The sequence below is a fragment of the Paenibacillus sp. HW567 genome (assembly GCF_000374185.1).
Taxonomy (GTDB): domain Bacteria; phylum Bacillota; class Bacilli; order Paenibacillales; family Paenibacillaceae; genus Paenibacillus_AQ.
In genome coordinates this window covers 1,421,624-1,446,287 of the sequence record NZ_KB910518.1, presented here as the reverse complement: position 1 = coordinate 1,446,287, position 24,664 = coordinate 1,421,624, and the positions used below count along the sequence as shown (strand labels likewise).

Annotated in this window: 21 protein-coding genes; 3 read left to right on the top strand and 18 right to left on the bottom strand. The window is 51.2% G+C overall.

Annotated elements, in window-relative coordinates; translation table 11 throughout:
- Nucleotides 1-184: 184 nt before the first annotated feature.
- The 7 genes from B212_RS0106335 to B212_RS0106300 all read right to left on the bottom strand — a co-directional run bounded on the left by B212_RS0106335 (nucleotide 185) and on the right by B212_RS0106300 (nucleotide 9,891).
- Entirely contained in the window at nucleotides 185-388 is a 204-nt protein-coding gene (locus tag B212_RS0106335) for a hypothetical protein (RefSeq protein WP_019909650.1), read from the bottom strand.
- Between the two features lie 791 nt (nucleotides 389-1,179).
- Nucleotides 1,180-2,400 carry an IS256 family transposase gene (locus tag B212_RS0106330; protein WP_019909649.1) on the bottom strand — a complete coding sequence of 407 codons (1,221 nt, stop codon included), beginning with the start codon at nucleotides 2,398-2,400 and terminating at the stop codon, nucleotides 1,180-1,182.
- A 189-nt stretch (nucleotides 2,401-2,589) separates the two neighbouring features.
- Nucleotides 2,590-3,066, bottom strand: coding sequence for an antitoxin YezG family protein (locus tag B212_RS0106325; RefSeq protein ID WP_019909648.1), 477 nt, complete (start codon nucleotides 3,064-3,066; stop codon nucleotides 2,590-2,592).
- A 7-nt stretch (nucleotides 3,067-3,073) separates the two neighbouring features.
- Complete coding sequence (locus B212_RS34925; RefSeq protein ID WP_019909647.1) at nucleotides 3,074-7,474, bottom strand: DNA/RNA non-specific endonuclease; 4,401 nt, start codon at nucleotides 7,472-7,474, stop codon at nucleotides 3,074-3,076.
- A 179-nt stretch (nucleotides 7,475-7,653) separates the two neighbouring features.
- Nucleotides 7,654-8,211, bottom strand: a complete 558-nt coding sequence (efp, locus tag B212_RS0106310; protein WP_019909646.1) for an elongation factor P — start codon at nucleotides 8,209-8,211, stop codon at nucleotides 7,654-7,656.
- A gap of 45 nt (nucleotides 8,212-8,256) precedes the next feature.
- The gene (locus B212_RS0106305) at nucleotides 8,257-9,324 is read right to left on the bottom strand and encodes a M24 family metallopeptidase (protein ID WP_019909645.1); all 1,068 of its coding nucleotides are present in this window, start codon (nucleotides 9,322-9,324) and stop codon (nucleotides 8,257-8,259) included.
- 75 nt (nucleotides 9,325-9,399) lie between these two features.
- Complete coding sequence (locus B212_RS0106300) at nucleotides 9,400-9,891, bottom strand: YqhR family membrane protein (RefSeq protein WP_019909643.1); 492 nt, start codon at nucleotides 9,889-9,891, stop codon at nucleotides 9,400-9,402.
- A gap of 207 nt (nucleotides 9,892-10,098) precedes the next feature.
- Between B212_RS0106300 and B212_RS0106295 the strand changes: the two genes are divergently transcribed.
- Nucleotides 10,099-11,046: a DUF1385 domain-containing protein gene (locus B212_RS0106295; protein WP_156830287.1), complete on the top strand. Its 948-nt coding sequence runs from the start codon at nucleotides 10,099-10,101 to the stop codon at nucleotides 11,044-11,046.
- A gap of 7 nt (nucleotides 11,047-11,053) precedes the next feature.
- Nucleotides 11,054-11,392 carry a hypothetical protein gene (locus B212_RS0106290; RefSeq protein WP_019909641.1) on the top strand — a complete coding sequence of 113 codons (339 nt, stop codon included), beginning with the start codon at nucleotides 11,054-11,056 and terminating at the stop codon, nucleotides 11,390-11,392.
- A gap of 83 nt (nucleotides 11,393-11,475) precedes the next feature.
- Here the strand turns inward: B212_RS0106290 and B212_RS0106285 are convergent, their stop codons facing one another.
- The 3 genes from B212_RS0106285 to mntR form a co-directional block, all read right to left on the bottom strand.
- On the bottom strand, nucleotides 11,476-12,423 hold the full coding sequence (locus B212_RS0106285) for a patatin-like phospholipase family protein (RefSeq protein WP_019909640.1): 948 nt from the start codon (nucleotides 12,421-12,423) through the stop codon (nucleotides 11,476-11,478).
- 59 nt (nucleotides 12,424-12,482) lie between these two features.
- Entirely contained in the window at nucleotides 12,483-14,150 is a 1,668-nt protein-coding gene (locus tag B212_RS0106280) for a family 10 glycosylhydrolase (RefSeq protein ID WP_019909639.1), read from the bottom strand.
- A gap of 169 nt (nucleotides 14,151-14,319) precedes the next feature.
- Nucleotides 14,320-14,745 (bottom strand): transcriptional regulator MntR, encoded by a 426-nt coding sequence (gene mntR / locus B212_RS0106275; RefSeq protein WP_019909637.1) that lies wholly within the window; start codon nucleotides 14,743-14,745, stop codon nucleotides 14,320-14,322.
- A 194-nt stretch (nucleotides 14,746-14,939) separates the two neighbouring features.
- Here mntR and splB point away from each other — a divergent pair, with 194 nt between their 5' ends.
- A complete protein-coding gene (gene splB / locus B212_RS0106270) occupies nucleotides 14,940-16,016 on the top strand; it encodes a spore photoproduct lyase (protein ID WP_019909635.1) in 1,077 nt (358 codons plus the stop codon).
- A 15-nt stretch (nucleotides 16,017-16,031) separates the two neighbouring features.
- Here the strand turns inward: splB and B212_RS0106265 are convergent, their stop codons facing one another.
- From B212_RS0106265 to yidD, 8 genes are all read right to left on the bottom strand, one after another.
- Nucleotides 16,032-16,745 (bottom strand): cytochrome c biogenesis CcdA family protein, encoded by a 714-nt coding sequence (locus B212_RS0106265; protein WP_019909634.1) that lies wholly within the window; start codon nucleotides 16,743-16,745, stop codon nucleotides 16,032-16,034.
- A 62-nt stretch (nucleotides 16,746-16,807) separates the two neighbouring features.
- Nucleotides 16,808-17,611 (bottom strand): metal ABC transporter permease, encoded by an 804-nt coding sequence (locus tag B212_RS0106260; protein ID WP_019909633.1) that lies wholly within the window; start codon nucleotides 17,609-17,611, stop codon nucleotides 16,808-16,810.
- Between the two features lie 541 nt (nucleotides 17,612-18,152).
- Nucleotides 18,153-19,013, bottom strand: a complete 861-nt coding sequence (locus B212_RS0106255) for an IS3 family transposase (RefSeq protein ID WP_232231538.1) — start codon at nucleotides 19,011-19,013, stop codon at nucleotides 18,153-18,155.
- A gap of 11 nt (nucleotides 19,014-19,024) precedes the next feature.
- The gene (locus tag B212_RS0106250; protein WP_019909631.1) at nucleotides 19,025-19,342 is read right to left on the bottom strand and encodes a transposase; all 318 of its coding nucleotides are present in this window, start codon (nucleotides 19,340-19,342) and stop codon (nucleotides 19,025-19,027) included.
- Between the two features lie 354 nt (nucleotides 19,343-19,696).
- Entirely contained in the window at nucleotides 19,697-20,446 is a 750-nt protein-coding gene (locus B212_RS0106245) for a metal ABC transporter ATP-binding protein (protein WP_019909630.1), read from the bottom strand.
- Between the two features lie 33 nt (nucleotides 20,447-20,479).
- Nucleotides 20,480-21,454: a metal ABC transporter solute-binding protein, Zn/Mn family gene (locus tag B212_RS0106240; RefSeq protein WP_019909628.1), complete on the bottom strand. Its 975-nt coding sequence runs from the start codon at nucleotides 21,452-21,454 to the stop codon at nucleotides 20,480-20,482.
- A gap of 576 nt (nucleotides 21,455-22,030) precedes the next feature.
- The gene (metG, locus tag B212_RS0106235; RefSeq protein WP_019909627.1) at nucleotides 22,031-24,055 is read right to left on the bottom strand and encodes a methionine--tRNA ligase; all 2,025 of its coding nucleotides are present in this window, start codon (nucleotides 24,053-24,055) and stop codon (nucleotides 22,031-22,033) included.
- Between the two features lie 344 nt (nucleotides 24,056-24,399).
- Nucleotides 24,400-24,663 carry a membrane protein insertion efficiency factor YidD gene (gene yidD / locus B212_RS0106230; protein ID WP_019909626.1) on the bottom strand — a complete coding sequence of 88 codons (264 nt, stop codon included), beginning with the start codon at nucleotides 24,661-24,663 and terminating at the stop codon, nucleotides 24,400-24,402.
- Nucleotide 24,664 lies beyond the last annotated feature (1 nt).

Here is a 24,664-nt window from a genome sequence, read left to right as displayed (position 1 = left end):
TTAGTTTCGTGCTTTAAATCAGTATAATACGAAAAACCTCTCATGCGTTAATGGTTTCACAAAAAAAACCGCCGATTTTCAAAGCAGCCCGTCTTCCCGCGATAAAAATTCCAATGATTTCAAGTGAGAACGAAAAAACCACAAATCAAACTTATCCGGCTTCGGACATCCTCCATTAAATCTTTTAACACACTACCTTCTCTTCCAGATCTTCCGCCACACTGCCGCTCTTGGAGGCCAGTTTGACTCCGATTCTCAACAGGCACTTGATGCCCTTGGCTCCTGCGCCCGCGACTGCTTTCACCCCTTTGGGGTTTTGCTGCACCTTTCTTCCGGCTTGTCCGGCCTTCTTAAGCCCCTTGCCGAGGCCCTTGAAGCCCAGCTCCATCGCCAGCCTATTAGGCTATATCAGTTGAACTAAAGAAAATATATAAAGGGTAGGAGTACGGAGAGGAAGTTTGGAACTGTAGGAGCGAAGCGACCGCCTTTGTCTTCAAATTTCATCCGCTAAGAGCGGTAACAATCAAGAAATTTGAAGACAACAGCGGCCGGAAGTCCAAACATTCCCCGCAGTTACGACCAGACCCCATTATGAAAATCTAAAGTTCAACTTATATAGCTACAAAATAAGGTTTGAATTCAATAGAGGAAACGTAGTAGAGCGTCAGATTTACAATGGTGGAGTAGAGGCGTAGGATGTCCGAAGGAATGAAGGTGTGGAGCGAGCCTCCCTCAGTCTCCCCCCTTCCCGGGCGGGGTTCGTTCTTCAATTGGCGTTTGACCCGGCGTTACGGACTGTGGTGCGCTTCATTCGGATGAGCGTCAAGGCTTGGGTAAGTTATGGACACCACAGGCCTTAGGATCGAATATTCCGCTCCTAAACGTTTCTTGGAGAGACCATAAGCGCCCCTCGGTCCGTAAAGCCGCAACGAGTGGCGTTTTCTTGAAAATAACGGCTCGCCGGTCCGTAAGGAGCCGACTTCGCCGCTGCGGTTCCTCTTAACCAAACCCCTGAGTGCAGGACCTCATCCACAGATTTAGCTCTGATGCCGGAGTAGGAGGAAGGCATAATAACAGGTTGACTATGGAGTCACCTCATCATAATCAACCTGCTGGGTCTGTCAATAATTTTGTGTAAACTCTTTTAAGCATAGATTCCCCCGAGGGGAAATTTGCGATCTAACGCAAGTGTTGACCGACCCGATCGGGGAAAAAGACCGACAGCTGGAGCAGCATTTGTCCCCAGTTTTGGACTCGTCCAGTCCATTTTCGAGTGACATCGACGGTGGCCAGATAGAGCATTTTTAGCAGAGCTTCATCGGTAGGAAAGATGCTCTTTCCTTTGGTTACTTTACGAAGCTGACGGTGGTAGCTCTCGATCATATTCGTGGTGTAGATGAGCTTACGGATCTCAGGCGGGTACTTAAAAAAGGTAGCGAGTTCGTCCCAATTTGTCCGCCAGGAACGGATAATAAGGGGATATTTCGCTCCCCAAACTTCTTCGAAACGGTCGAGTTCAAGCAAGGCCCCCTCCTCCGTAGCTGCCTTGTAAATGGGCTTTAAATCGGCAGTCACCTTCTTAATATCTTTGTATGACACGTACCGGGTTGAGCTGCGGATTTGGTGAATAATGCACTTCTGAATTTCGGTTTGAGGATAGCAGGCTGCAATGGCTTGGGAGAATCCCGTCAGGTTATCCACGCAGATAATAAGGATATCCTGAACTCCGCGATTCTTGAGTTCATTCAGCACACTCAGCCAGAACTTAGAGGACTCGTTCTCACCGATCCACATGCCCAGCACATCCTTATTTCCATCCAGATCAATACCAATGACCATGTAGGCGGCCTTGTTGATAATCGCTCCGTCTTGCTTGACCTTGAAGTGGATTGCATCCAGATAGACGATGGCGTAAACGCCTTGCAGAGGCCGGTTCTGCCATTCTTTAATGAGAGGAACGATCTTATTCGTCACATTGGATATGAGCGTAGGCAACACCTCAATGCCATACATCTGCCCCAAGTGATCCTGAATTTCTCTAGTACTAATCCCTTTGGCGTACAGGGCGATGATTTGCTCTTCGATGCCCGTTACGTTCGACTGATGCTTCTTGACGACAAGGGGCTCAAACTCACCCAGACGGTCACGTGGGATAGTAATTTCCTGTTCGCCGTACTCACTCACTACCGTTTTACGGCTCTTTCCGTTGCGACTGTTTGGTGTGAGCTTCGCCTTCACTTCATGCTTTCCGTAGCCTAAGTGAGTATCCATTTCGGCTTCTAGCATCTCCTGAATCGTCTCAGCAAACAGGTCTTTTAAGGCATTCTGTGCATCTTGTGCGGTCACTAAGTTGTTCTGCTTAATGAATTCCCGAAGTTGCTCTTTTGACCAAAGTCCCATGTGTTCTCCCCAACCTCTCTCTTATTTCCATTTTAATGGGTTTGAGAGTTTACACAATATATTTTACAGACTCAACCTGCTTCAATTAATGCTTAATACTCTTAGGTGAATGCTCATGCTGTAACTCTAAAAAATTGTCGCGGAATTCTCCCTATAGTTTGTCATCGTTAGGTTAGTTCTATAGGGCCATTAATCTTGACTTTTTATATAGTTCTCTACAAACAGTTTATTCTTTTCATTCTCAGGAAGTAGCCCTAAATATAGAAACTCAAAAATCATTTGTCTTTGAGTTGGGGTTAGTGTTGAAGCCATTATATCTTTGTAATCATAACGAATCTTCAACTTACCCGGATACTTCAATGTTAAGGTTAAATTAGTCCACGGGTCTTGACCATTGTCTATAAATATTTGTCTTAATTCTTTAAATCTTATTTGCAATTCTAATAATAATTTGTCGTAATCCTTTTCATTCACACAATATTTTTCAGGAATATCATGGGAATATATGAAAGCCTCATTCTCAGAAGTATTGAAATAAAAATATACTTCTCTAGATCCATCCAGTATTTCGGCATATAAGTAAATCTCGTTCCAGTTGTCATCAGGTATCATACTTAAAACATGTTCTGCTATCAAGGGATATAGCTGATCCATCTGGTGCTCCATGATTCTATCAACCTCCAATTTGATTTTCTATTGTGATTTTCTTTTTCCTGCCGCCATCTATTGAATACTCTATTATAAAACTATCAGGTCTAGCAGAACTACTCGTGTATTGGGGGGTTATTTTTACTTTTACGCTTTCTTTTCTGTCTAACGCCGATGCCCATTCTTGCTCCATCTGATGCCATTTCCCACCAGCTTCATTAATTTGGGAATTCATTGGAACTAAGTTATCAATGTCCCCAGAACCTTTAAATTGACTACCAATTAAATGACCACCATCATCTCTATTCGGGTAATTACCTCGGATTCTGTCTGTCTCTCCCACATTACCTTGAGCGTATTGATTTCTTGTTCCTTTGCCGAGTTGTAAATCAGCCTCGACACTTTCAATACGTCCAAATTCATTTGTTGCATAATTATATCCTTCTGGTGTTGTGTACTTTGCATTTGGTTTTAATATTTTTTTATTACCGACTTTTTCAATTTGTTGCCCATAATGGATTACAGTCTTACTAGCTTCATCCGTCCCTTTATTAATATCCAAATCAAGCTTACTCTTATCCCCATCCGCACCCTCGGAGATCTTTGCCCGCTGATCCTTATCTAATTTATTGAGTTTTTCTAACTCCGCATCGCTAAGGGGAATTGGTTTCTTGCCATCGCGTTCAAGCTGCTTCAGTTTTTGTTCATCGACGTTGTCTATTTCACCGTCAATTAGCAGTACCCAAGGATTAACCTCACCATACAGACGGATGTGCTTACCCTTGCGCTCCAGCTTAAACTTCTTGAACTTGAACTTGACAAGTATCCTGTCAAGCAAACCCTTGAGCTTCTTGGTTCCCTTCATCAGCCCTTTTTGCAGGCTCTTGATCACAATTTTGCCGTTACGGATGATCATGCTGCCGCTCTTAGAGGCTAGCTTCGCTCCCGTTTTGAGCAGACTCTTGATGCCCTTGGCTCCTGCGCCCGCGACTGCCTTCACGCCTTTGGCGGTGGCTGCTGCGCCTTTCTTCACGGCTTGTCCGGCCTTCTTGAGGCCCTTGCCAAGGCCCTTGAACCCCAGCTCCATCGCCAGCTCCACCAGGCCCATCGCCAGCGCTGTTGCCAGCGCGATAGCCGCCGGTTCGATCAGCTTCTGCCAGCCTTGGCTCAGGTACGTGCCAATATAGCCCGAGGCCTGTGCGAGGGTTTGCGCCACGGATACAATCGCCTGCGCTTCCATGACGGTCATGACAATATTCATCAGGACCGGAAGAAAAGCCGTGACCGCTCCGCCTGTGAGAATTTCCGCAGCCACAACGCCGACCAGTATCCCTACAATGGCGGCCAAGAGCTGTAATCCATGGGCTTTCATCCATTTTATTACATATGTTTTGATCTGGTCAAACACCATTTTGGCATTGTTTGCCCGCAGCGATACGCCGTCTGCGATTTTGCCGCCGAGGCTTTGATCCGCTTTTCCGGTATCAAAATCCGCCATGATGCTATCCATCGTATGCGGATCGCTGCTGCCCGGAAGCTGCTTGGTTTCGCCGTCTTTGAGGTTCATGTCCTGAACCAGCTCAGGGTCCATTTCGCCCTCTTCCACCGACTCCATTTCGATGTCGTCTGCGGTAAGCTTCTCTTCCGGCTGCGGCTCTCCCGCTTCCTGGGCCTGCTCTGCTCCGCCTTCTGCGGCACCTGCGCCTAGCGGCTTCGAAATGTCCACACCGAGCAGATACTCCCACATCTTGCCTTCCAAATGGCTGAACGACCGCTTCGCTGCCTTGCCGAGCGCCCCGATCCGTTCCATCACATCGAGGAACACAGCAATCAGGAGGTTGCCTATGGTGGAGATTAGTTTCGTGTAGAAGTTCTGCACAACCGCCAAGGCCTGATCCACTTTGCTTGCCAGGAAGTCCATGACCTGGGTGACTTTCGTTTTGAGCTTCTGTGCGAGCTGGTTGACGGCTTTGACCGCTTTGTTCACGACGCCGTCAATTTTGCTGCAAATCTTGGCGGCGATGCCCGGGAATTTGGCGAACACGACGGAGACCAGCTTTTTGAGCAGGGTGCCTAAGCCTTTGATCAGGGTGGTGATCAGCTTGCGGCCCAGCTCAATAATGCCCAGCACGGCTTGCTTTGCTTTTTCAAAAATAAACTTCACGGCTTTTCTCAGACCCTCGAAAATGAAGTTGACGGCCTTCTTGACGACTTCGACTACCGCTTCGAGCTTGTCCTTCACCCAGCCGAGGAAGCCGCCTTTTTTCTCTTCTTTGGCTTTTTCTTCTTCATGTTTTCCGTCGACCTCTTTTTTGGCTTTGCTATAGGCGGTCGTGGCTTCTTGTTCGGCTTCGGATTGCCGCTTTTGGGCTTCACGTTCTTTTTCGGTGCGCACCGTGTTGATTTCGCTTTTTTTCTGCTGGGCTGCGGCTCCGGCTTGCCCGGCATAGTCGGCTTCCGCGGCATCCAGTTCGCTCTTCCACTCGCCTCTCAGGTTATCCACTTCGGCCTTGGCCCCGGCCTGCTGGTTGAGCTGCTGTTCCTTGGCTTCGGCTTCCGCCTGCTGGATTTGCGAGTGGCTGTCGGCTTTGGAGAGCATAACTTTGTTGTCGAATTTTTCTTTTTCTTTATGGTATTCGGCTTGCTTGGCACCGAGCTGCTTGTTCATTTCCGGGGCCAGCGTCTTGTTGAGGCCGGCGGTCATCTCGCCAGGGATGGCTAAGGATGGCAGCTTTTTGGCAGAAGGAGTGTTGCCGCCTTGCAGCTTTGCGTCCGCCTTCAGAGTCGAGCCATCCGGTTCGGGGAAGATGTCATTCTCACCGAACGGGGTGCTGATCTGGCCCATCTCCGCTTGCTTGGCGGCACCTACTTGCTGCGTGGCTTCTTGGCTGAAGCCCTCCACTTGGGAAGGATCGGCTTCGCCAGTCATGCTGATGCCGGGCGGCTGGGCTGCGGCGGAACGGATTTCGCTCATGATGGCTTCGGGATTTCCCTCTGAGCCGGAGGAGCCGATGTTCATCCGCTCCAGGTTTCCCGGAGCTGCGGCTCCCCCGGTCCGCTTGCTCTTATAGCTCTCTGGAGCAGCGTGCTTCAGCGGCACCGGCTTTCTCCGGGCTTGCAGCACTTTCCCTTTCAGTCCTGTCGGCGCGGGGATCACCGGGAGGGACTGCTTCGCCTTTTGCTTCTGCTTCGCAAAAGCTCCTGCGGAAACGTCAACAGCCTGAGCATACGCATCCCCCATCTGGGTAGGCTGAACCTGGGTCAACTGGTCCAGAATCTGCCCCGGATCTTCGCCGCGGATATTGACCTTCTTGGCCTTGGCCGGGGTTTCCTTGCCGTCCCCGGCTATGGCGCCGAGGGCCGCTCCCAGTGAAGGCTCCTTTGAGGCGGCTGGCTCAGCTTTTCCAGCCTTCTCTGAGGCCTCCTTAGTGTCCTTAGCAGCCTTGCTTTCTTTGGCAGATTTTCCTTCCTTAGCATCCTTAGCATTTTGGGTTTCCTTGGTTTCCTTGGTTTCCTTGGTTTCCTTGGTTTCCTTGGTTTCCTTGGTTTCCTTGGTTTCCTTGGCGTCCTTACTTCCCTTGCTACCCCTCGATTCCTTGCTCCCCTTTGCATCCTCGCCAGCCTTGCCGTCCTCCACATCCGTTGACTGCGCTTTAGCCCACTCTGCCGCTGATTCATTCCCGCCGTCCGTAGCTTTGGAAGCGGCCCCTGCTTCTCTCCTCTGCTGAGCCGCTGCTGTTTTACCCTCTCCAGCAACCGATTGCCCAGCGCCTTCCATACTGCCAGCCGAAACGCCCCCCTTTACAGGACTCTCCAGCAGCTTCTTCTGTAGAAATTCCTTTATTTTCTCGCTTGGCGCAGCCTTCCGGCTCGGCTGCTGCTCAAGAACAGAACTGCTCTGTTTCACAGCCGCCTGTGCCACACTCTGAGTCTGCCGCACCTGCGACTGCGGCTCACTCGCCAGTTGCTCCACCTTAACCACCGGCGTCTCTTCCAGCTGTAGAGGTGGAGCAGGTTGTTCAGGTTCCGATTGTGCAGCTTGCACGGGTTCAGCTTGTGCAGCTTGAGCCGCCTCTCCCCCTTGAACCTCCTGCACCTCCTGACCCTCACCGGCCTTATCCAGACCTCCCGGTCCCTTCCCTTCCAGCTTTCCGCCCGCCCCGTTAACCTTCTTGTCCTCTTTCTTGCCGTTCTTCTTCAACTCAGACAACAATTGAATAACAGCGCGGTTGCCCAGGGTCCGCTGGAGCGCCATCTGATCCTCCCGCGTCAACGAAGACGGGTTCTTGCGGATACGCCGGATAATTTCCACCGGGTCCGGCTGCCGCGCAGCCGCTGGCTTCCTATACGTCTGCTCATAGCTGTATGGTTTATGATGAACGGAAGTCTGTTCCTTTTCCTTGCTCACCTTTACCTGAGTCTGCAAGCTAAGTCCCCCCTCTGTAAAAATCAGTCCTATAGAAGATGTAAATTCTATAGCGCTTTTTACAGCCGGGCGGATATTTAATTAATCTATGTATTGGTTTCATTTCAATATTGTCAAATGACAAAAAACCTCCACCGCAAATGCGGGGAGGCCAATATAAATATAAAATTAAGCTCTCCCTACGCGCGGGAGATGTATTTGCCTTCGCGGGTGTCGATCAACAGAACGTCGCCCTCGTTGATGAACAACGGAACTTGAACCGTCAGCCCTGTCTCAACGGTAGCCGCTTTGGTTGCGCCTTGAGCCGTGTTGCCCTTCACGCCTGGCTCCGTTTCCGTAACCTTCAGATCAACGCTGGTAGGCAGGTTAATCCCGAGAATTTCACCCTGGTAGCTGACGATGTTCACAGTCATGTTTTCCTTCAGGAAGTTAAGCTCCCACTCCAATTGCTTGGCGGACAATTCGAACTGGTCGTAGGTTTCGTTGTCCATGAATACATGATCCGAACCGCTTGCATACAGATACTGTACACCGCGGTTTTCAATAATTGCGCGGCCAATGGTTTCACCGGCACGGAAGGTACGCTCAACGGTGTTGCCGTTGCGCAGGTTCTTAAGCTTGGAGCGCACGAATGCGGCACCTTTACCCGGCTTAACGTGCTGGAAATCGAGGACGGTAAAAATATCCCCCTCTACCTCTACTGTCAAGCCTGTTTTGAAATCGTTAACTGAAATCACTAAAAATCCCTCCTGAAATCAATAATTTACCTGATTAAAGCAGCCTTACAGTACCAAATAATCCTTCGAAGAATGAGTCAGCAGCATAATACCGCTTTCGGTAATTAAGATATCATCTTCGATCCGCACACCGCCAAGACCTGACAAGTAAATGCCCGGCTCTACAGTCACGACCATGCCCGGCTCCATGATTTCATCCGCCAGCTTGGACAAACGCGGGTTTTCATGAACCTCCATACCCAGGCCATGCCCTGTGCTGTGGCCGAAATATTCACCGTAGCCGTAACGGGTGATAATATCACGGGCCAATGCATCACATTCCCGTCCGGTCATGCCCGGCTTGATATTCGCCAGCGTATGTAGCTGCGCTTCAAGCACAACATCGTAAATTTCCTTCAGCTTAGGGTCCGGGGTCCCAAGAGCAATCGTACGCGTTACGTCCGAGCAGTAGCCGTCCAGCAGTGCGCCGAAATCGAAGGTTACGAATTCATTGTTCTGAATGACCTTGCTGCTGGCCACACCATGCGGCATCGCTGACCGTTCGCCGGAAGCGACAATCGTATCGAACGATGACGAGGTTGCGCCGTGGGTGCGCATGTAGAATTCCATTTCCAGATCCACATCACGTTCAGTCATGCCGGGCTTGATCACCTTCACGATGTGGTTGAAGGTGGCATCCGCCAAATCGGCAGCACGCTGCATTACCGCCAGTTCATCTTCATCCTTGAACATCCGCAGATTCTCCACAGCCTTGGAGACCGGAACCAGCACCGCCGGCTGCAGGGCAGCCGCAAAAGCTGTATAGGCGCTGAAGGTCACATCATCCTGCTCGAAGCCAATGCGGACATTTGCGCCATTCAGCAGCTCGCGGACAGTATCAATGAACTTCGGACCATGCTGAATAACCTTCATGCCTGTCACCTGTTCCGCCGCCTGCGTCATATACCTGAAGTCAGTCAGCAAATAGCTGTCATCGCCGGTGATAAGAACATAGCCGGAAGAACCGGTAAAACCGCTCAAATAGCGGCGGTTAATGCCGCTGGTTATTAACATCGCATCCAATCCCTGTTCCTGCAAAACCTTACGCAGCTTGGAGACACGTTTGTTGCCCATTTTCATTCTCCTCTCGAAATAGCCACATTGTATTTTAACATAGGGCCATGCCCTTGAGAAGTTTTTTCGGACCGCTCAGGCAAGGTTTGTCTGCTGCTCGCGTTTTCGTTCATCCGTGTACTCATTTGCCGCCGTATATCCGATGAACAATCCCCAGAGTAGAAAGAGGCAAAACTCACTGGTTACCGAGTTCCATGGAAGCCTGAAGGGGGGCTGCTGCAGGAATAACCAGGAGCCTGCAAGAAACACCGCCGACCACCATAAGACTCCGTAGACCATGCCGGGCCAAGGCCCTTTCAGCTTGCGGAAGAGCAGCACGTAGAGCAGTGACGCTATCACCGAGAAGGCGATGAAAAATAGATAGCCCATGAGCTGTCCGGCTGCTGTCACCAGAAATTCATGCTTGAAAAAAGGCTCGGCCAAAAAGCCGGGTATAACCTTGGTAAAATGCAGCACATACATCAGCCAGCGCGCCCCTCCCCAGATCAGTCCGGCGAAAAAGCCCAGCTCCATTGCGAAGAACCAAGGGTTTGTATGCTCCGATTTTTGCTTATTGGAATTGCTCATTCTGCTGCCTCGCTTTCAATAAATAGACTGCCAAGCCGCCTCCCTGCTCCCCTGTTCCTAGTATGTACAGCAAAAGGCAATCCAACTAGCAATGTGGTCATAAATTAGTTACAATGTAGTATATAAATCACATTAATACACGGGAAGGTGAATTGGTTGTCCCAGGAAACTCCCAGTTACGGCGGCCAAGCCGTCATTGAAGGCGTTATGTTCGGCGGCAAGCATATCAACGTAACAGCCGTAAGAAGGAAGAATCAGGAGATCACATTTTTGGAGGTGCCGAGAAGCGATAAGACCTGGGTCGTTAAGCTGCGCAAGATTCCGCTTCTTCGCGGCCTTGTCAGTATTATAGATTCCAGCGCCAAAGGCTCCAAGCACCTGAATTATTCGGCGGAATCGTATGCCGAGGATGAGACAGAACCGGAAGAAATGGCTGAGAAGCAGGAGAAAGCCAAGAAGAAGGAAGAGGGCTGGAGCCTGGGGATGATGTTGGGCGTGGCAGTCATGGGTATTTTATCCTTCCTCGTCGGCAAACTGATCTTTACTCTTGTCCCTGTTTTTGTTGAAGATTTTCTGTTCAAGAATGCATTCAATAACTACATTCTGCACAACCTCGTAGAGGGCGGCATCAAGCTGGTTCTGTTGCTCGTCTATTTGTGGGCAATCTCGCAGACCCCGGTGATCAAGCGGCTGTTCCAGTATCATGGAGCCGAGCATAAGGTCATCAGCGCCTTTGAAGCCGGCGAAGAGCTTACTGTAGCGAACGTACAGAAGTACAGCCGTCTGCATTACCGCTGCGGAAGCAGCTTTATGATGCTGACGATTATCCTCGGCGTCATCATTTATTCGGTGTTCCCTTGGGATAACCTAGTGCAACGCGTAGTACAGCGGATTGTTCTGCTGCCGGTCGTTATCGGCATCTCGTTTGAGGTTCTGAAAGGAACCAATGCCGTAAGAGATATTCCCGGGCTCAAATACCTGGGCTATCCCGGGCTGTGGCTGCAACTGCTCACAACCAAGGAACCAAAGGACGAAATGGTGGAGGTCTCCATCGCCTCGTTCAACCGGATGCGGGAGCTGGATGCCGCAATTGAAGCAGGAACATATACTGAAGCAACTGTGTCAGGCGGAATATTGGACCCTGCGAAAGGATGAGTGATCTATGATCAAGCATGCTTTGATTTTTTGGATAACCGTATCGCTGGCTGTACTGGGTTTGGTTACGAATTTTATGATGATCGGCTTCCGCGCGCTGACTCCTTTAATTATTCCGCTGCTGCTCCTTGGGGTTGTGTTCTATGCATATAGAGCGAACTCCCTGGGCTCTGCACGGGCAGCCGGCAGACCGCGGGTCAAGGTGAAGCCTTCCTCAAAAACTATGTCCAAAGTCGCCGCCATGCGCAAGCCCCAATCCACCCCCGGCAAACGCAAAACCTATCCGTTCCAGGTGATCGAAGGCAGCAAGGGTAAAAATGACGAACATCTGCCTAAATATCATTAACGGTGCTTGCTATCCGGCAAACGCTGCACAGTAAAAGGCATCTCCGCTTGACGCGGGGATGCCTTTTTTTAATATGAACAGACTTAGACAATCCTGGGTTTCCGGTGCGGCCGCCAATGCTCAAAGAATTCTTTCCCCGCCTTAGCTCCCGCCGCATACAGCTCATCACTCTGCTCCGGCGAAATATGAAACTCAGTCATCGAGATGCCGAGGGTGGGAATTTTGACGGTTCGCACGAACTTCTCCTTCTCAATGTAACGCTCGTCATGGGCATTCAGCATGGTGCTCACCATCGCCTGCAGCATGCTGAACGGTCCGGTAATCCGGTTCGGCTGCGGCTCCATTTTACCGACTAGCTGGTAACCCACCGTAGGGGTGTTTAGTCCAGGGCTTTTGAATCCCCCCTCCTGCTCATCGAACAGCCACAGCGGGAAATTGCTGAGCATGCCTCCGTCCACCATATAGACAAATTGCTCGGAAAATGACTTTCCTCTGGCGGCCCCGCCGTTCAGCCGCAGCATCACCGGATCAAAAAAATAAGGAATGCTGCAGCTCATCCGCACCGCCTTGGCAACTTCAAACGCTCCCGGGGAGATGCCGTACTGCTCCAGTCCATCCGGCAGCACAACAATCCGCCCGTTCGTAATGTCGGAAGCGATGATTGACAGCTTGCCCTGGGGCAAATCGCTGAATGTGACAATCCCCTTTTCCCGCAAAATCCCGCGTATCCACGACTCCAGCGCCTCACCCGAGTACAGACCTTTTTTGATCAATACACGCAGAGCGGGTCCGATATAGGCAGTATTATAAATAGCTCCCCGTTTCAAAAAAGAGGTAAAGGAAGTCTTCTTAATAATCCGGCTCATCGCTTCACCGTCATAGCCCGCTGCCAGCAGCGAAGCGATAATGGAGCCCGAAGAGGTTCCGGCAACTCTTTTAAACGTAACCCCCGCCTGCTCCGTGGCTTCCACCGCTCCAGCGAGCGATATTCCCTTCACGCCCCCGCCTTCAAATACGGCATTAATCTCCATAGACAGCCATCCCCCGTTCCATAGATTCTACCCTCTTATCTATGAGCACGGGGGATATTTCATGACTTAAAATAAAAGGTCAATAAGCTGGCAAGCCCGAACGGGTCACGGCTGACAATATCATTTGCCCTGAACATGATGCTGCCGGCTACTGCGTCATATTTCTCATTATATTTCAACTGGTTGATAATCTGGTCGCCGCTCTGCCACTCTGCGCTTTTGTCGGTTCCGACCTTATACGTGGCCTGCCCGATGTAGAGCTTCACCCCGGTGCCCGCAACCTCATTCACCCACCAGTCAACCAGCTTGTCGTAACGGGCTGTGTTAAAGGAGAGGCTCCAGTAAATCTGCGGTGCAATATAGTCGATCCAGCCGCTGCGTATCCAGGTCCGTGTATCAGCGTACATATCATCGTAAGCCGAGACACCTGCTGTGGTATCCGAACCAGTGCTGTCGGCCTTCTTATTGCGCCATACGCCAAACGGGCTTACGCCGAAGGACACCCCCGACTTCACTCCATGAATGCTCTGGCCCAGCTTGCTGATAAAATCATTGATGTTGTCCCGCCGCCAATCCGCTATGGAGCTGATCCCCTTGGGGTTGTAAGTTTTAAATGCTTCACTATCGGCAAAAGATACACCGGATGGATAAAAGTAATCATCCAGATGCACGCCGTCAATATTGTAGCCCTTCACCACTTCCATCACTACATCAATAATATGCTGGCGCGCCTCAGGAATCCCTGGATTGATGTACAGCTTATTGTCCGCCTTGACGATCCATTCCGGGTGGGCTTTCGCCACATGATTGCTCGCGAGGCTCGTCGTACTGGCATCCGTTGTAGCGCGGAACGGGTTGAACCAGGCGTGGAACTGCATGCCGCGCGCATGGGCTGCGCTGACCATATATTCCAAGGGATCATACCCCGGATTCTTGCCCTGTGTTCCGGTCAGCACCTTGGACCAAGGCACAAGCACGGAAGGGTACAGGCTGTCCCCTGAGGGTCTGACCTGCACGAATACTGCATTGAAGCCGGTGGCCTGGAGCTTGTCCAGCAGGCTGTCGAACTCCTTCTTCTGTTTGTCCGCATTGCCGGCTGTAGCGGTCGATGGCCAATCCAAATTGAACACGGTGGAGATCCAAGCGCCTCTCATTTCCTTGGACGCCTTCACTCCCGGAATGGACGGCACGGTTGGTGCCGGTACGGTTGGCTTTGGCACGCTAGGCGTCGGTACAGATGGCACAGAAGGCACAGCCGGGGTTGACGGACTTGACGGTCCAGTAATCTCCGTATTCGAATAAAGCGCGATATGCCGGGTCGCCTGATTCCAGACCACCTGTAGGCCAAGCTGCTCGCTCACAAAACGAATCGGCACCATCACCCGCCCCTGAGTGATCTGCACGGAGGTATCCAGCCCCACCGAATTCCCGTTGACAAGCGCGGTGTTCCGTCCGCTGGTCAGCATAAGCACATTGTCGTCTTTGCTGATCGTTGCTGTCTTACTGCTCTGACTCCATTCAACCTTGGCATTCAGCCCCTTGCTGACTACCCCTACCGGCACCATAGTTACACCTGATGAGGTTATGTACGGCGGCACATCACTGCTCAGACTTTCGCCATCCAGCTCAATCGTAATTTGTGCAGCAGCCGCACGCACGCCGGGTGACGCTGCTGACAGGCATAACAGAAACACTAGCAATCCTAACATCCATTTTTGGTAATTCATAGTTCCTCCCCAGATATGATTTTTTACAAAAAAAACAGCCCTCTCGTCCTTATTAAAGGGAGACGGCCGTTTCTCTTCTCAAACGGAGTCCTGAACATAAAAAGAACGCTATCCGTTTTGACGTAAAAAAACTGGAAAGGTTGCGGTAAAATTAACAAAACAATTTCATTTATGAGTCGCTGACCAATTCAAGATGGATATCGTATAAGGTCTGCAGACGCGCTTCATCGCGGCGAAAATACTCCACCAGCGTCTCAATCCGCGTAATGGAGTCCCAGCTCAAATGATGCTCGATGCCTTCAACATCCTTATAAATATGCTCCTGCTGCACTCCGATCAGGCCGAGGAACTCCTCCAGCAGTTGGTGACGGTCAACGAGACGTTTTCCTACTTTTTTCCCTTTGCTTGTTAGGACAAGCCCACGATATTTCTCATAGATGAGATATTCGTCCTTATCCAGTTTTTGGATCATCTTGGTCACAGAGGAGGGGTGTACTTCCAGTCCCTCGGCAATATCCGAGACCCGCGCATAACCTTTCTCGTCGATGAGCTTGTATATGCGCTCCAAATAATCCTCCATGCTGGGTGTTGGCATTCAACTTTACCTCTTTTCTATAATGAGCGTGGCGCGGGGGCCGAGCCTTGCTCTAACAATGATACATGTTTCTCCCGCTCCTTGGCAAGTCCTTCGGCTGAAGTCCTCCCCTTCATTAGCGATGTTTACCAAGGTTTTTGCTGACCACAAACCGGCACACTAACAGTAATCTCACTGATTGGGAGCGTGATTTTATGACCGTAGCATTGCCGAAGCGTCCTGCCGCCAAGAAGCAAAGAAAGCCCACCAGCCTGTTCATTCCCGAGCTTGTTTTTTTTGAGCCGGAGGCTCTGAACTACCCAAAAGGCAAGCAAATTATGCAATGGGTCCAAGCACAGAACATTCCTTACCGCATGACCACCTCGCATAACCGCATCACGAATCTGCCGGGCGAAACCGAAGCCGAGCAATATAAAATAGCTAAACGAACGCTGGTTGTGGGCTTGCGCAAAACCTTGACCTTTGACCAATCCAAGCCGTCCGCCGATTACGCCATCCCTATTGCAACCGGCTGTATGGGACACTGCCATTATTGTTATTTACAGACAACCCTGGGGGCCAAGCCTTATATCCGCGTCTATGTAAATACTGATGACATCATAAACTCCGCCAAAAAATATATTGAGGAGCGCGCACCGGAAATCACCATTTTTGAAGCTGCCTGCACCTCCGACCCGCTTGGGCTTGAGCATATCACCGGGTCACTGGCGGAATTGATCACCTTCATGGCCGCCGAGCCGCTCGGACGGCTGCGGTTTGTCACCAAATACCAGCACGTCGAGCCGCTCCTCTCTCTGAAGCATAACGGCCATACCCGAATCCGTTTCAGCGTAAACGCGGACTATGTGATCAGAAATTTCGAGCCTGCCACTTCAAGCTTTGAGGAACGGATTGAAGCCGCCGCCAAAATTGCCCGTGCCGGTTATCCGCTGGGATTCATCATTGCCCCCATCATATGGCATGAAGGCTGGGAGGAAGGTTATGCAGAACTGCTTGCGAAGCTCGCACAGGCACTGCCGCCGGAGGCCGGCAAAGACTTAACCTTCGAGATGATCCAGCACCGTTTCACCAAGACCGCCAAGACCGTTATTGAGAAACGTTATCCGAAATCGAAGCTGGAAATGGACATTGAAAAACGCAAAAAAAAATGGGGCCGGTGGGGGCAGAACAAATATGTCTATCCCGACGAACAGCAAAAAGCCCTGCGGGAGTTCATCACAGAGCGGATTTTCGAGCATTTCCCGCAATCGGGAATTGATTATTTCACCTGATTTTTCAATGCATCTTCAAAATTTCAGCCACTCCGGCGTGATGCCCTGCAGCCATATTGTAATGCGGAACATCTGATCCGTGAACAGCAGCAGGCCCATGCAGACCATAAGTCCGCCGCCCAGCTTCATCAGCAGATTGGAATATTTCAGAATACGTCTGGCTCCGCCAAGGAAAAAAGCCAACGCGAAGAACGGTATAGCGAACCCCGCGCTGTAAGCCGTAATCATAGCAAACCAGGTGCCCGGATTACTTGCGGATAGGGCAATAATCGCCGTCAGAATCGGCCCGATGCAAGGCGACCAGCCTGCAGAGAAGCCAATCCCAAACACAAAGGAGCCGACATAACCTGCGGGCCTCCATGTAAGCTCAAGCTTGCGCTCGCGCAGCAGAAACTGCGGCTGAAAAATCCCGAGCAGAAACAGCCCCATGACAATGATCAGAATCGCCGACATCTGGCGGATCAAGTCACGCTGCCCGTTGAAGAATTGCCCGAACAGACCCGCTCCGAAGCCGAGCGTATAGAATACCGCAGAGAAGCCCAGGATAAAAGCCAACGTATGTGTGAGTGTGCGGAACCGGACCTCTTTCCTGCCCCCGCCGCTCCTCAGCTCCTGGACGGACAGTCCGGTGATATACGATAAATATGAAGGGTACAGCGGCAGACAGCAAGGCGAAATAAAGGACGCTACTCCGGCGGCAAAAGCAATTCCTGCATTCAGATTGGACAAAGTGGCTTCTCTCCTTCCCGGTTCGGGGTCACTTCGCAAAACGGAACACATAGGGCTGAATCTTATGCTGGCAGCCCTTTTTTGCCGATCAAGGTCAGGGCCAGCAAAGCGATCAGCAGCAGAACAATCGTCGCACCGGGAGCGAGGTTCCACACCCCTGCAACCACCAGGCCGCCAACAACAGCTATTTCAGCAATAATTACAGATAACATCACCGACGATTTGAAGCTGCGCGACAGCAGCAGGCTAATCGCTACCGGAATGGTCAGCAGTGCAGACACCAGCAGTGAGCCGACGATTTTGATCGCTGTGCTGATCACAAGCGCCGTAAGTACCGTAATCAGCATATTGAGCATTTTCACCGGCAGACCGCTTACGCTTGCGGCATCCTCCTCAAAGCTAAGCAGGAAAAATTCCTTAAAGAACAGCGTAACCACGCTGACCACAGCAACTGTCACTATGCCGACTACCACGAGATCGGTATTATCGAGCGTATAAATGCTGCCGAACAAGTAGCTCATCACATCTGCATTATAGCCTTTGCCCAAGGTGAAAAAAAGTGAAGCCAGCGCGACCCCGCCCGACATAATGATGGCGATGGACAGCTCGGCATAGCTTTTGTAGGCCTTGCGCAGCTTCTCGATCGCAAAGGAAGCCGCCACTGCAAAGAGCAGCCCCGCTCCCAGCGGATAAAAGCCGGTCAAAAAACCGAGCGCGACCCCGGCGATCGTGACATGCGCCAGCGTATCACCGATCATGGACAGGCGGCGCAATACAAGAAAAACGCCGATCAGCGGCGCAGTAATACCAATCATCAGCCCGCCCGCAAGCGCCCTCTGAAAAAAATCACTGAATAGAATTTCCAAGATTACTATCTCCTTTAGTTTTTCGATCCCTCCCAAACCCTCCCTTCCAAGGGAGGGCCCCAAGGGCTCTGCCCTCTGGACACACGACTAAGTGCAATTAGCGTTGGAGTGAAGTTTGATGGAGCTTGGAGACGGAGGGTGAAAGATCGCTTTTCGTCCCTGACGGGACACGCTTAACGATTACGGGATCTAGGTACGTTTAAGAACAAAAGACGTAAATAAGTAATTTTTAGAAGACGCAAATGCGTAATACCCTAGAACCTAAAAGCGTAAGTCAAAGGCAGGGTCGTCCTATGTTGTACTATGGTCGACCAAAACCTAAACCAAAGGACAAAGGCAGGTCGTCCCATGTTGTACTATGGACGACCAAAACCTAAACCAAAAGGCAAAAGCAAGGGTAGGCCATCCTATGTTGTACTATGGTTGACCGAAACCCTAAAGGCAAAGCAGGCATCCTTTGTTGTACCACACGACCTCGCAACATCCTTCTGTAACTGTATTCTTGGACCTCCGTCAAGAAAGTGGACACAAAAAAAGTGGATTATGCGGTTTTTCTCGTTTGGAACTTGGCCGCAAACTGGACAGGGGAAACATAACCCAGCGCACTGTGGATTCGCTTGCGGTTATAAAAAAATTCAATATACTGGAACATCTCGTCCTGCGCTTGCTGCTTCGTTTTGAACTTGGTGCAATAGACAAACTCTTTCTTTAGCACGCTATGAAAGGATTCGATGCAGGCATTGTCATAGCAATTCCCTTTGCGGCTCATGCTCGCCTTCATGCGGTACTTTTTTAGACGTTTACGGTAGTCGGCAGAGGCATACTGCGATCCCCGATCCGAGTGATGGATGAGTCCCTTCTTGGGCCGCTTTGCCTTGTAGGCATCGTCCAGTGCACCTAGTACCAGATCGGTCGTCATTCGCTCTCCGAGCCTCCAGCCTACGATCTCCCTCGTACAGAGGTCGAGTACACTGGCCAGATACAGCCTTCCTTCCCGGCAGGGGATGTAAGTGATGTCCGTAACCCAGACTTTGTTGGGTTCAGCGGTCTTAAAGTCTTGGTTCAGCAGGTTCGGGGCGATGGGCAAATCGTGATTGGAATCGGTCGTCATCACGCGAAAGCGTTTGGCGACACACGAGCGTAACCCCAGCTCTTGCATGTACTTTCCTACCGTCCGCTCACTAACGGTGTAGCCTTCTTTCTGTAGAAGCTTGGTGATCTTGGGGCTGCCGTAACGTCTCTGGTTATCCTTGAAATGATAGGTGATTCGCTGGAGCAATAGTGCCTTACGCTCCGCTTGGGGGTTGGTCGTCGTGTCGCGCCATTTGTAAAACCCGCTCCGGGAGACTTCGAGAACTCTGCACATCTTCTCCATTCGAAACTCGGAGCGATGGTTTTCGATGAACTGAAATCTCAGTTCTTTGGTTTGCTGAAGATGTGCACGGCTTTTTTTACGATGGCAAGCTCTTCTTCGACGTCTGCAATTCGCTGCTCTCTTGCCCGTAATTCTTTTTCTTGTTCAGCCAGCCGCTGCTCGAGTTCGCGAACCTTTTCCGCATGGTTTACAGGTTCATTGCCGAACTCCCGATACTTCGCCAACCAGCTATGCAGCACGCCAGGGGAGACGCCTAGCTCCTCACCAATCTCCACCACCGTCTTTGTCTGTTGCTGAATATACTTGACGGCTTCTCTTTTAAACTTTTCATTGTACCGTTTCCGTTGTTCACCCATGTGAACACCTCCTCGTTAAGTTCATTATTCATACGTTCTTAACGGGTGTCCACTTTTTATTCTAATTGCATCTATACAGCTATTTATCGCTGTTCTAGCTGCATTTTGATTTTAAATGTACTCCATACAGTTAAAATAAGTGAAAAACATCGAGTTAGCCTGTTTCCTCCAAAATAAGTGTACGAAGTGCAATTATACCCGCTCCAGCGCACAAAAGTTAGTTTTTAATTGCACAAAGTACAGCTAAGCTGCTTTTGCGGACAAAAAAACCAGCAAGCTTACCTCCACACTCCAATGAACAGCAAAGCCACACCCACCAGCACTGCGCCTCCGAACACTTCAACCCAGCCCGGCTTACGACAGCGTATGCTGCAAATTATCCTCTACGCAATCCTGGGCGTCGTGGGAATGACGGCAGTAGAAGTTGATCTTGCCGTTCTTTTGCACCGGCTCCTCGCCCAGGTAGTTCTTGATCATGTCGATATCATGCGAGACCATCAGGAATGTCATGTGGTGATGGGCATGCATATGCATAATCAGCTCGAAGAATCCAGCCTGCGTCTCGGCGTCAATGCCGACCGTAGGTTCGTCCAGAATCAGCAGATCGGGATGATTGATCAATGCCCGGGCGAGGAACACACGCTGCTGCTGGCCGCCGGACAACTGGCCGACTCTTTTCTCCGCGAGATCCTGAATCCGCATAACCTCCAGCGCATCCTCGCACTTCTGCTGCTGCGCTTTGGATACTCTGCGGATCAGATTCTTGTTGTTGTATAGCCCCGACATGACGACCTCGCGCACAGTGGCGGGGAACAGGGGGTTGAAGGCGTTTTTCTGCGGCACATAGCCGATCCGCTCCCAATCCTTGAACCTTTTGACAGGCTGTCCGAATAGCTTGATCTCGCCGCTGGTTGCGGGGAGCAGGCCGACGATCATTTTGAGCAGCGTAGTTTTGCCTGCGCCGTTGGAGCCAATAATACCTAAGAAATCCCGTTCCTTCACGGTATAGTTAAGGTCCGTAATCACCTTCTGCTCACCGTATGAGAAGGAAAGGTCCTGTATTTCGATCATATGCTGATGGCAGTCCAGGGATACCGATTGCATGTAAAGTACCGCCTTTCACTTAATCTTTCCTTTTTATTGTAAAGCCAGAATCAGATTTTGCAAATTTTTCTCCATCAGCGTGAAGTAGTTGTCTCCGTTCTTATCCTGCGCCTCTGTAAGCCCTTCTACCGGATTCAGCACCATCGTCGATACCCCGGCTTCACCTGCCAGTGTCTTCGCCAGCTTGTCGGACACCAGCTCCTCGAAAAAGATATAGCGGATGCCCTCCTTCTTCACCAGATCGGCAAGCGCAAGCAAGTCCTGGCTCCGAGGCTCCGCATCGGCCGATAAGCCCATAATCGCATGCTGCTTCAGCCCGTAGTCCCGGGCCAGATAAGCAAAAGCCTGATGAGATACAACAATCTCATGGTTCGGCAGCTTGGAAAGCTCCGCTGTAAATTTGCTATCCAGCGCCTCTAAACGCTCGGCAAGCTTGTTGAAACGCTCCTCATATCCCTCTTTATGGGCAGGGTCTACAGACTGTAGACTCTCCTTAATATTTTTCGCCATAATAAACGCCGACTTCGGGCTTACCCAGGTATGGGGGTCGGTATGCAGGCTGTCCGTGTGCCCTTCTGCTTCTCCTGCACCTTCTCCACCATGATCATGCCCATCTTCTTCATCCGTCATAATTAAATCCACGCCTTTGCTGACCTCAACGGATTGGACTTTACTGTCATTGTCCAAGCTTTTCAGAAAATTCGGCACCCAGCCCTCAAGACCAGCCCCGTTGTACAGGAACAACTGCGCTTTGGAGGTGCTAATAATATCCTGACTGCGCGGCGTCCAATCATGCGGCTCTACACCGACCGGCAGCAGATTGATGGCATTGACATCCTCCCCGCCAATCTCACTCGCGAATTCATATATTGGATAAAAAGTAGTAACTACATTTACCTTCCCCTCTACGATACTCCCGCTGCTCTTCGGGCCACATGCGGCAAGCAGCAAAAATACCAGCAAAGTCAGCGTAAGCAGCACGCCCCTGTGCAGGCTCTTGGTTAACATTTTATGAATCGACTCCTTAAATCGTAAATTTTACTATTGGCATTATAATAGTAATCGTTACGATAAGTCAACACCACAAATCCATATTGCTGAGAAAAGGAGACCGTACAGTTCAGCCTCAATGCTAAATCTGTGGCTTAGGACGGAGCCTTTGTGGCCCAGGAGAGAAGGATTCGTCGTCTCAATCTCCTGTTCCTTACGGACCGGAACGCCTTTATTTCCTTGAAAAGGGTACATTTAGCCGGGCTGACGGACCGTAAAGTCCTTATGGCCTCTTCGGCAGGCAGATTTGGAGAGAATATCCGCCCATAAAGACTCTGGAGTCTGTTAACTTGCAGTAAAATGACTTCCAGTTGAAATAAGAGCGGCTAAGTCCGTTACAAAGAGGCAGACTTTTCCGATCAGAAGATGATCCTGTTCGTGGGGCCTGATACGCCTCCAGCGTGATCTCCACGTCCTGTACCATTTCGCGGAGTTCGTTTGAACTCCAGCATTTAAACGATCTCCTAACAAAAAAAGAATGCCCAGCCGCCTTCTACGGCGGTGGGCATTCCTTCAGGCTGGATCAGCCCCAGCCTACTTCACAATCGCTCCGTTCGGCATGCTGTCCGGTACAGTGGCAATCGTCAACTGCTCGCCCTTGGAGGCGGCCAGGATCATGCCTTGCGACAGCTCGCCGCGCAGCTTCACCGGCTTCAGGTTGACGATGCAGATCACCTTGCGACCCACCAGCTCCTCCGGTGTGTAGAACTTCGCAATGCCAGAGACCACCTGGCGCTGCTCATAGCCAAGGTCAAGCTGCAGCTTCAGCAGCTTGTCAGCCTTCTTCACCGGCTCGGCGGCGATGACCTGGGCGACGCGCAGCTCGGCTTTGGCGAAATCGTCGATGCCGATTTCTTCCTTGTGCTCCTCCTCCGCCTCCGCTGCGGCGGCTGGAGCGGCTCCGGCTTCAGAAGCAGGCGCAGCTTCCGCTGCCGCAGGTTTGCCGGCGCCCATCGCTTCGGCGATGTAGGCCACCTCCTGCGCCACATCCAGGCGCGGGAAAATCGGATCGCCCTTAACCAGCTTCGTTCCCGCTGGAATCAGGCCGAAGGACTTGCCGCTGTCCCAAGCCGTCAGCTCGCCCGGCTCAATGCCAAGCTGCTGCCAGATCTTCGCCGGCGCTTCAGTCAGGAAAGGCTGCAGCAGGATTGAAGCTGTACGCAGGCCTTCAACAAGATGTCTCATCACCGAAGCCAGCTCGCCGGTTCTGCTCTCATCCTTCGCGAGCACCCAAGGCTGGGTCTCGTCAATATATTTATTCGTCCGGCTGATGAACGCGCCAATGGCGGTGAGCGCCACCGAAAACTCCATTTTTTCCATAGCTTCTTCTACCTTGGCATAGGTGCTCTGAGCCGCAGCCGCAAGCTCACCGTCAAACGCCGTCACATTGCCCTCGTAAGCCGGAAGATCGCCTGCGAAATACTTTTCCACCATGGCTCCGGTGCGGTTCAGCAGGTTCCCCAGGTCATTAGCGAGGTCATAGTTGATCCGGTCCACAAAGCTCTCCGGCGTAAAAGTACCATCCGAACCGAACGGCACCTCACGCAGCAGGTAGTAACGCAGCGCATCCAGACCGTACCGGTCGATCAGCGTCACAGGGTCCACCACATTGCCCTTGGATTTGGACATTTTGCCGTCCTTCATCAGCAGCCAGCCATGCGCGAAGACCTTCTTCGGCAGCGGCTCGCCAAGCGCCATCAGAATGATCGGCCAGTAGATCGTATGGAACCGCACAATCTCCTTCCCGACAATGTGCACATCCGCAGGCCAGAATTGATCATACAAGCTGCGGTCCTCCGAGCCGTAACCAAGAGCTGTAATATAGTTCGTCAGCGCATCAATCCACACATAGACCACATGCTTGTCATCGCCCTTAACCTTTACCCCCCAATCAAACGTTGTGCGGGAGACGGCCAGATCCTCCAGTCCAGGCTTGATGAAATTGTTGATCATTTCGTTCTTGCGTGATTCCGGCAAAATAAACTCCGGATTCTCGTCATAGAACTGCAGCAGCCGGTCAGCATATTTACTCATGCGGAAGAAATAGCTTTCCTCCTTGACCAGCTCCACGGGATGTCCGCTGTCCGGGCTTTTGCCTCCGGTAATATTGCCTTCCGCGTCACGTTCGATATCCACCAGTTGCGTCTCTGTGTAAAAAGTCTCGTCCGAGATGCAGTACCAGCCCTCGTATTCCCCTTTGTAAATATCGCCCTGCTTCAGCAGCCGGTCAAAAATATCCGCCACCACTTTTTTATGGCGCTCCTCCGTGGTGCGGATGAAATCATCATTGGAGATATCCAGCTTGCGCCACAGGTCCTTGATGCCTGTGACAATCCCGTCCACGAACTCCTGCGGCGTCTTACCGGCCTTTGCAGCCTTTTCCTCAATCTTCTGTCCATGCTCATCCGTACCGGTCAGATAACGGACCGCATAGCCGCGCAGCCGTTTATAGCGGGCCATCGCATCACCCGCAACCGTAGAGTAGGCATGCCCGATATGCAGCTTGTCACTTGGATAATAGATTGGGGTTGTCAGATAAAATGTTTTCTTGTCGCTCATTCCTAGTCATCCTTTCGTCTTGGCAAACAAAAAACTCCCGCCCCGTTATGGGGCGAGAGTAAACTCACGCGATACCACCCAAAATTCCCCGGCTCCTCGCAGAGCACAGGCTTCGCCAGTTCCCGCAGGGGAACTGTCCATTAACGCTGGATCACGCTGTTATCTTACGCAAGCCATCTTTCCCAGCTTCCGCTCGAACACAGTTCCTCCCGGACCATATTCAATCCTCGCACCATACCGGCTTTCAGCATTTCCCGGCTCTCTGTGATGGTTGTCCCGATCTACTCATCCGTTCCTCGGAATACAAACTATTATTCAAAATATACCCATGTGCAGCCGCCATGTCAAGTTGTACGGGCTGACTTACTCCTTGCTGCCTTCTCTTCGCGCGGCGGCACCGGATCAAGTCCTCCCGGATGAAAGGGGTGGCATCTGGCAATCCGCTTCGCCGCAAGCCATGAACCCTTCAGCGGACCGTGAACCTCCACCGCCTCCAGCGCGTAAGCCGAGCAGGTCGGATAGAAGCGGCAGGTCGCCGGTTTAATCGGTGAAATAAACTTCCGGTACACACGAATCGGCGCCTGAATTGTTCTGCGTCCAATGCTCATG

Excerpts from the sequence above, each read along its gene's own strand:
- B212_RS0106335 (WP_019909650.1), bottom strand. The coding sequence starts at position 388 with ATGGAGCTGGGCTTCAAGGGCCTCGGCAAGGGGCTTAAGAAGGCCGGA.
- B212_RS0106330 (WP_019909649.1), bottom strand. The coding sequence starts at position 2,400 with ATGGGACTTTGGTCAAAAGAGCAACTTCGGGAATTCATTAAGCAGAAC.
- B212_RS0106325 (WP_019909648.1), bottom strand. The coding sequence starts at position 3,066 with ATGGAGCACCAGATGGATCAGCTATATCCCTTGATAGCAGAACATGTT.
- B212_RS0106305 (WP_019909645.1), bottom strand. The coding sequence starts at position 9,324 with ATGGGCAACAAACGTGTCTCCAAGCTGCGTAAGGTTTTGCAGGAACAG.
- B212_RS0106300 (WP_019909643.1), bottom strand. The coding sequence starts at position 9,891 with ATGAGCAATTCCAATAAGCAAAAATCGGAGCATACAAACCCTTGGTTC.
- B212_RS0106295 (WP_156830287.1), top strand. The coding sequence starts at position 10,099 with ATGTTCGGCGGCAAGCATATCAACGTAACAGCCGTAAGAAGGAAGAAT.
- B212_RS0106290 (WP_019909641.1), top strand. The coding sequence starts at position 11,054 with ATGATCAAGCATGCTTTGATTTTTTGGATAACCGTATCGCTGGCTGTA.
- B212_RS0106285 (WP_019909640.1), bottom strand. The coding sequence starts at position 12,423 with ATGGAGATTAATGCCGTATTTGAAGGCGGGGGCGTGAAGGGAATATCG.
- B212_RS0106280 (WP_019909639.1), bottom strand. The coding sequence starts at position 14,150 with ATGAATTACCAAAAATGGATGTTAGGATTGCTAGTGTTTCTGTTATGC.
- mntR (WP_019909637.1), bottom strand. The coding sequence starts at position 14,745 with ATGCCAACACCCAGCATGGAGGATTATTTGGAGCGCATATACAAGCTC.
- splB (WP_019909635.1), top strand. The coding sequence starts at position 14,940 with ATGACCGTAGCATTGCCGAAGCGTCCTGCCGCCAAGAAGCAAAGAAAG.
- B212_RS0106250 (WP_019909631.1), bottom strand. The coding sequence starts at position 19,342 with ATGGGTGAACAACGGAAACGGTACAATGAAAAGTTTAAAAGAGAAGCC.
- B212_RS0106245 (WP_019909630.1), bottom strand. The coding sequence starts at position 20,446 with ATGCAATCGGTATCCCTGGACTGCCATCAGCATATGATCGAAATACAG.
- B212_RS0106240 (WP_019909628.1), bottom strand. The coding sequence starts at position 21,454 with ATGTTAACCAAGAGCCTGCACAGGGGCGTGCTGCTTACGCTGACTTTG.
- metG (WP_019909627.1), bottom strand. The coding sequence starts at position 24,055 with ATGAGCGACAAGAAAACATTTTATCTGACAACCCCAATCTATTATCCA.
- yidD (WP_019909626.1), bottom strand. The coding sequence starts at position 24,663 with ATGAGCATTGGACGCAGAACAATTCAGGCGCCGATTCGTGTGTACCGG.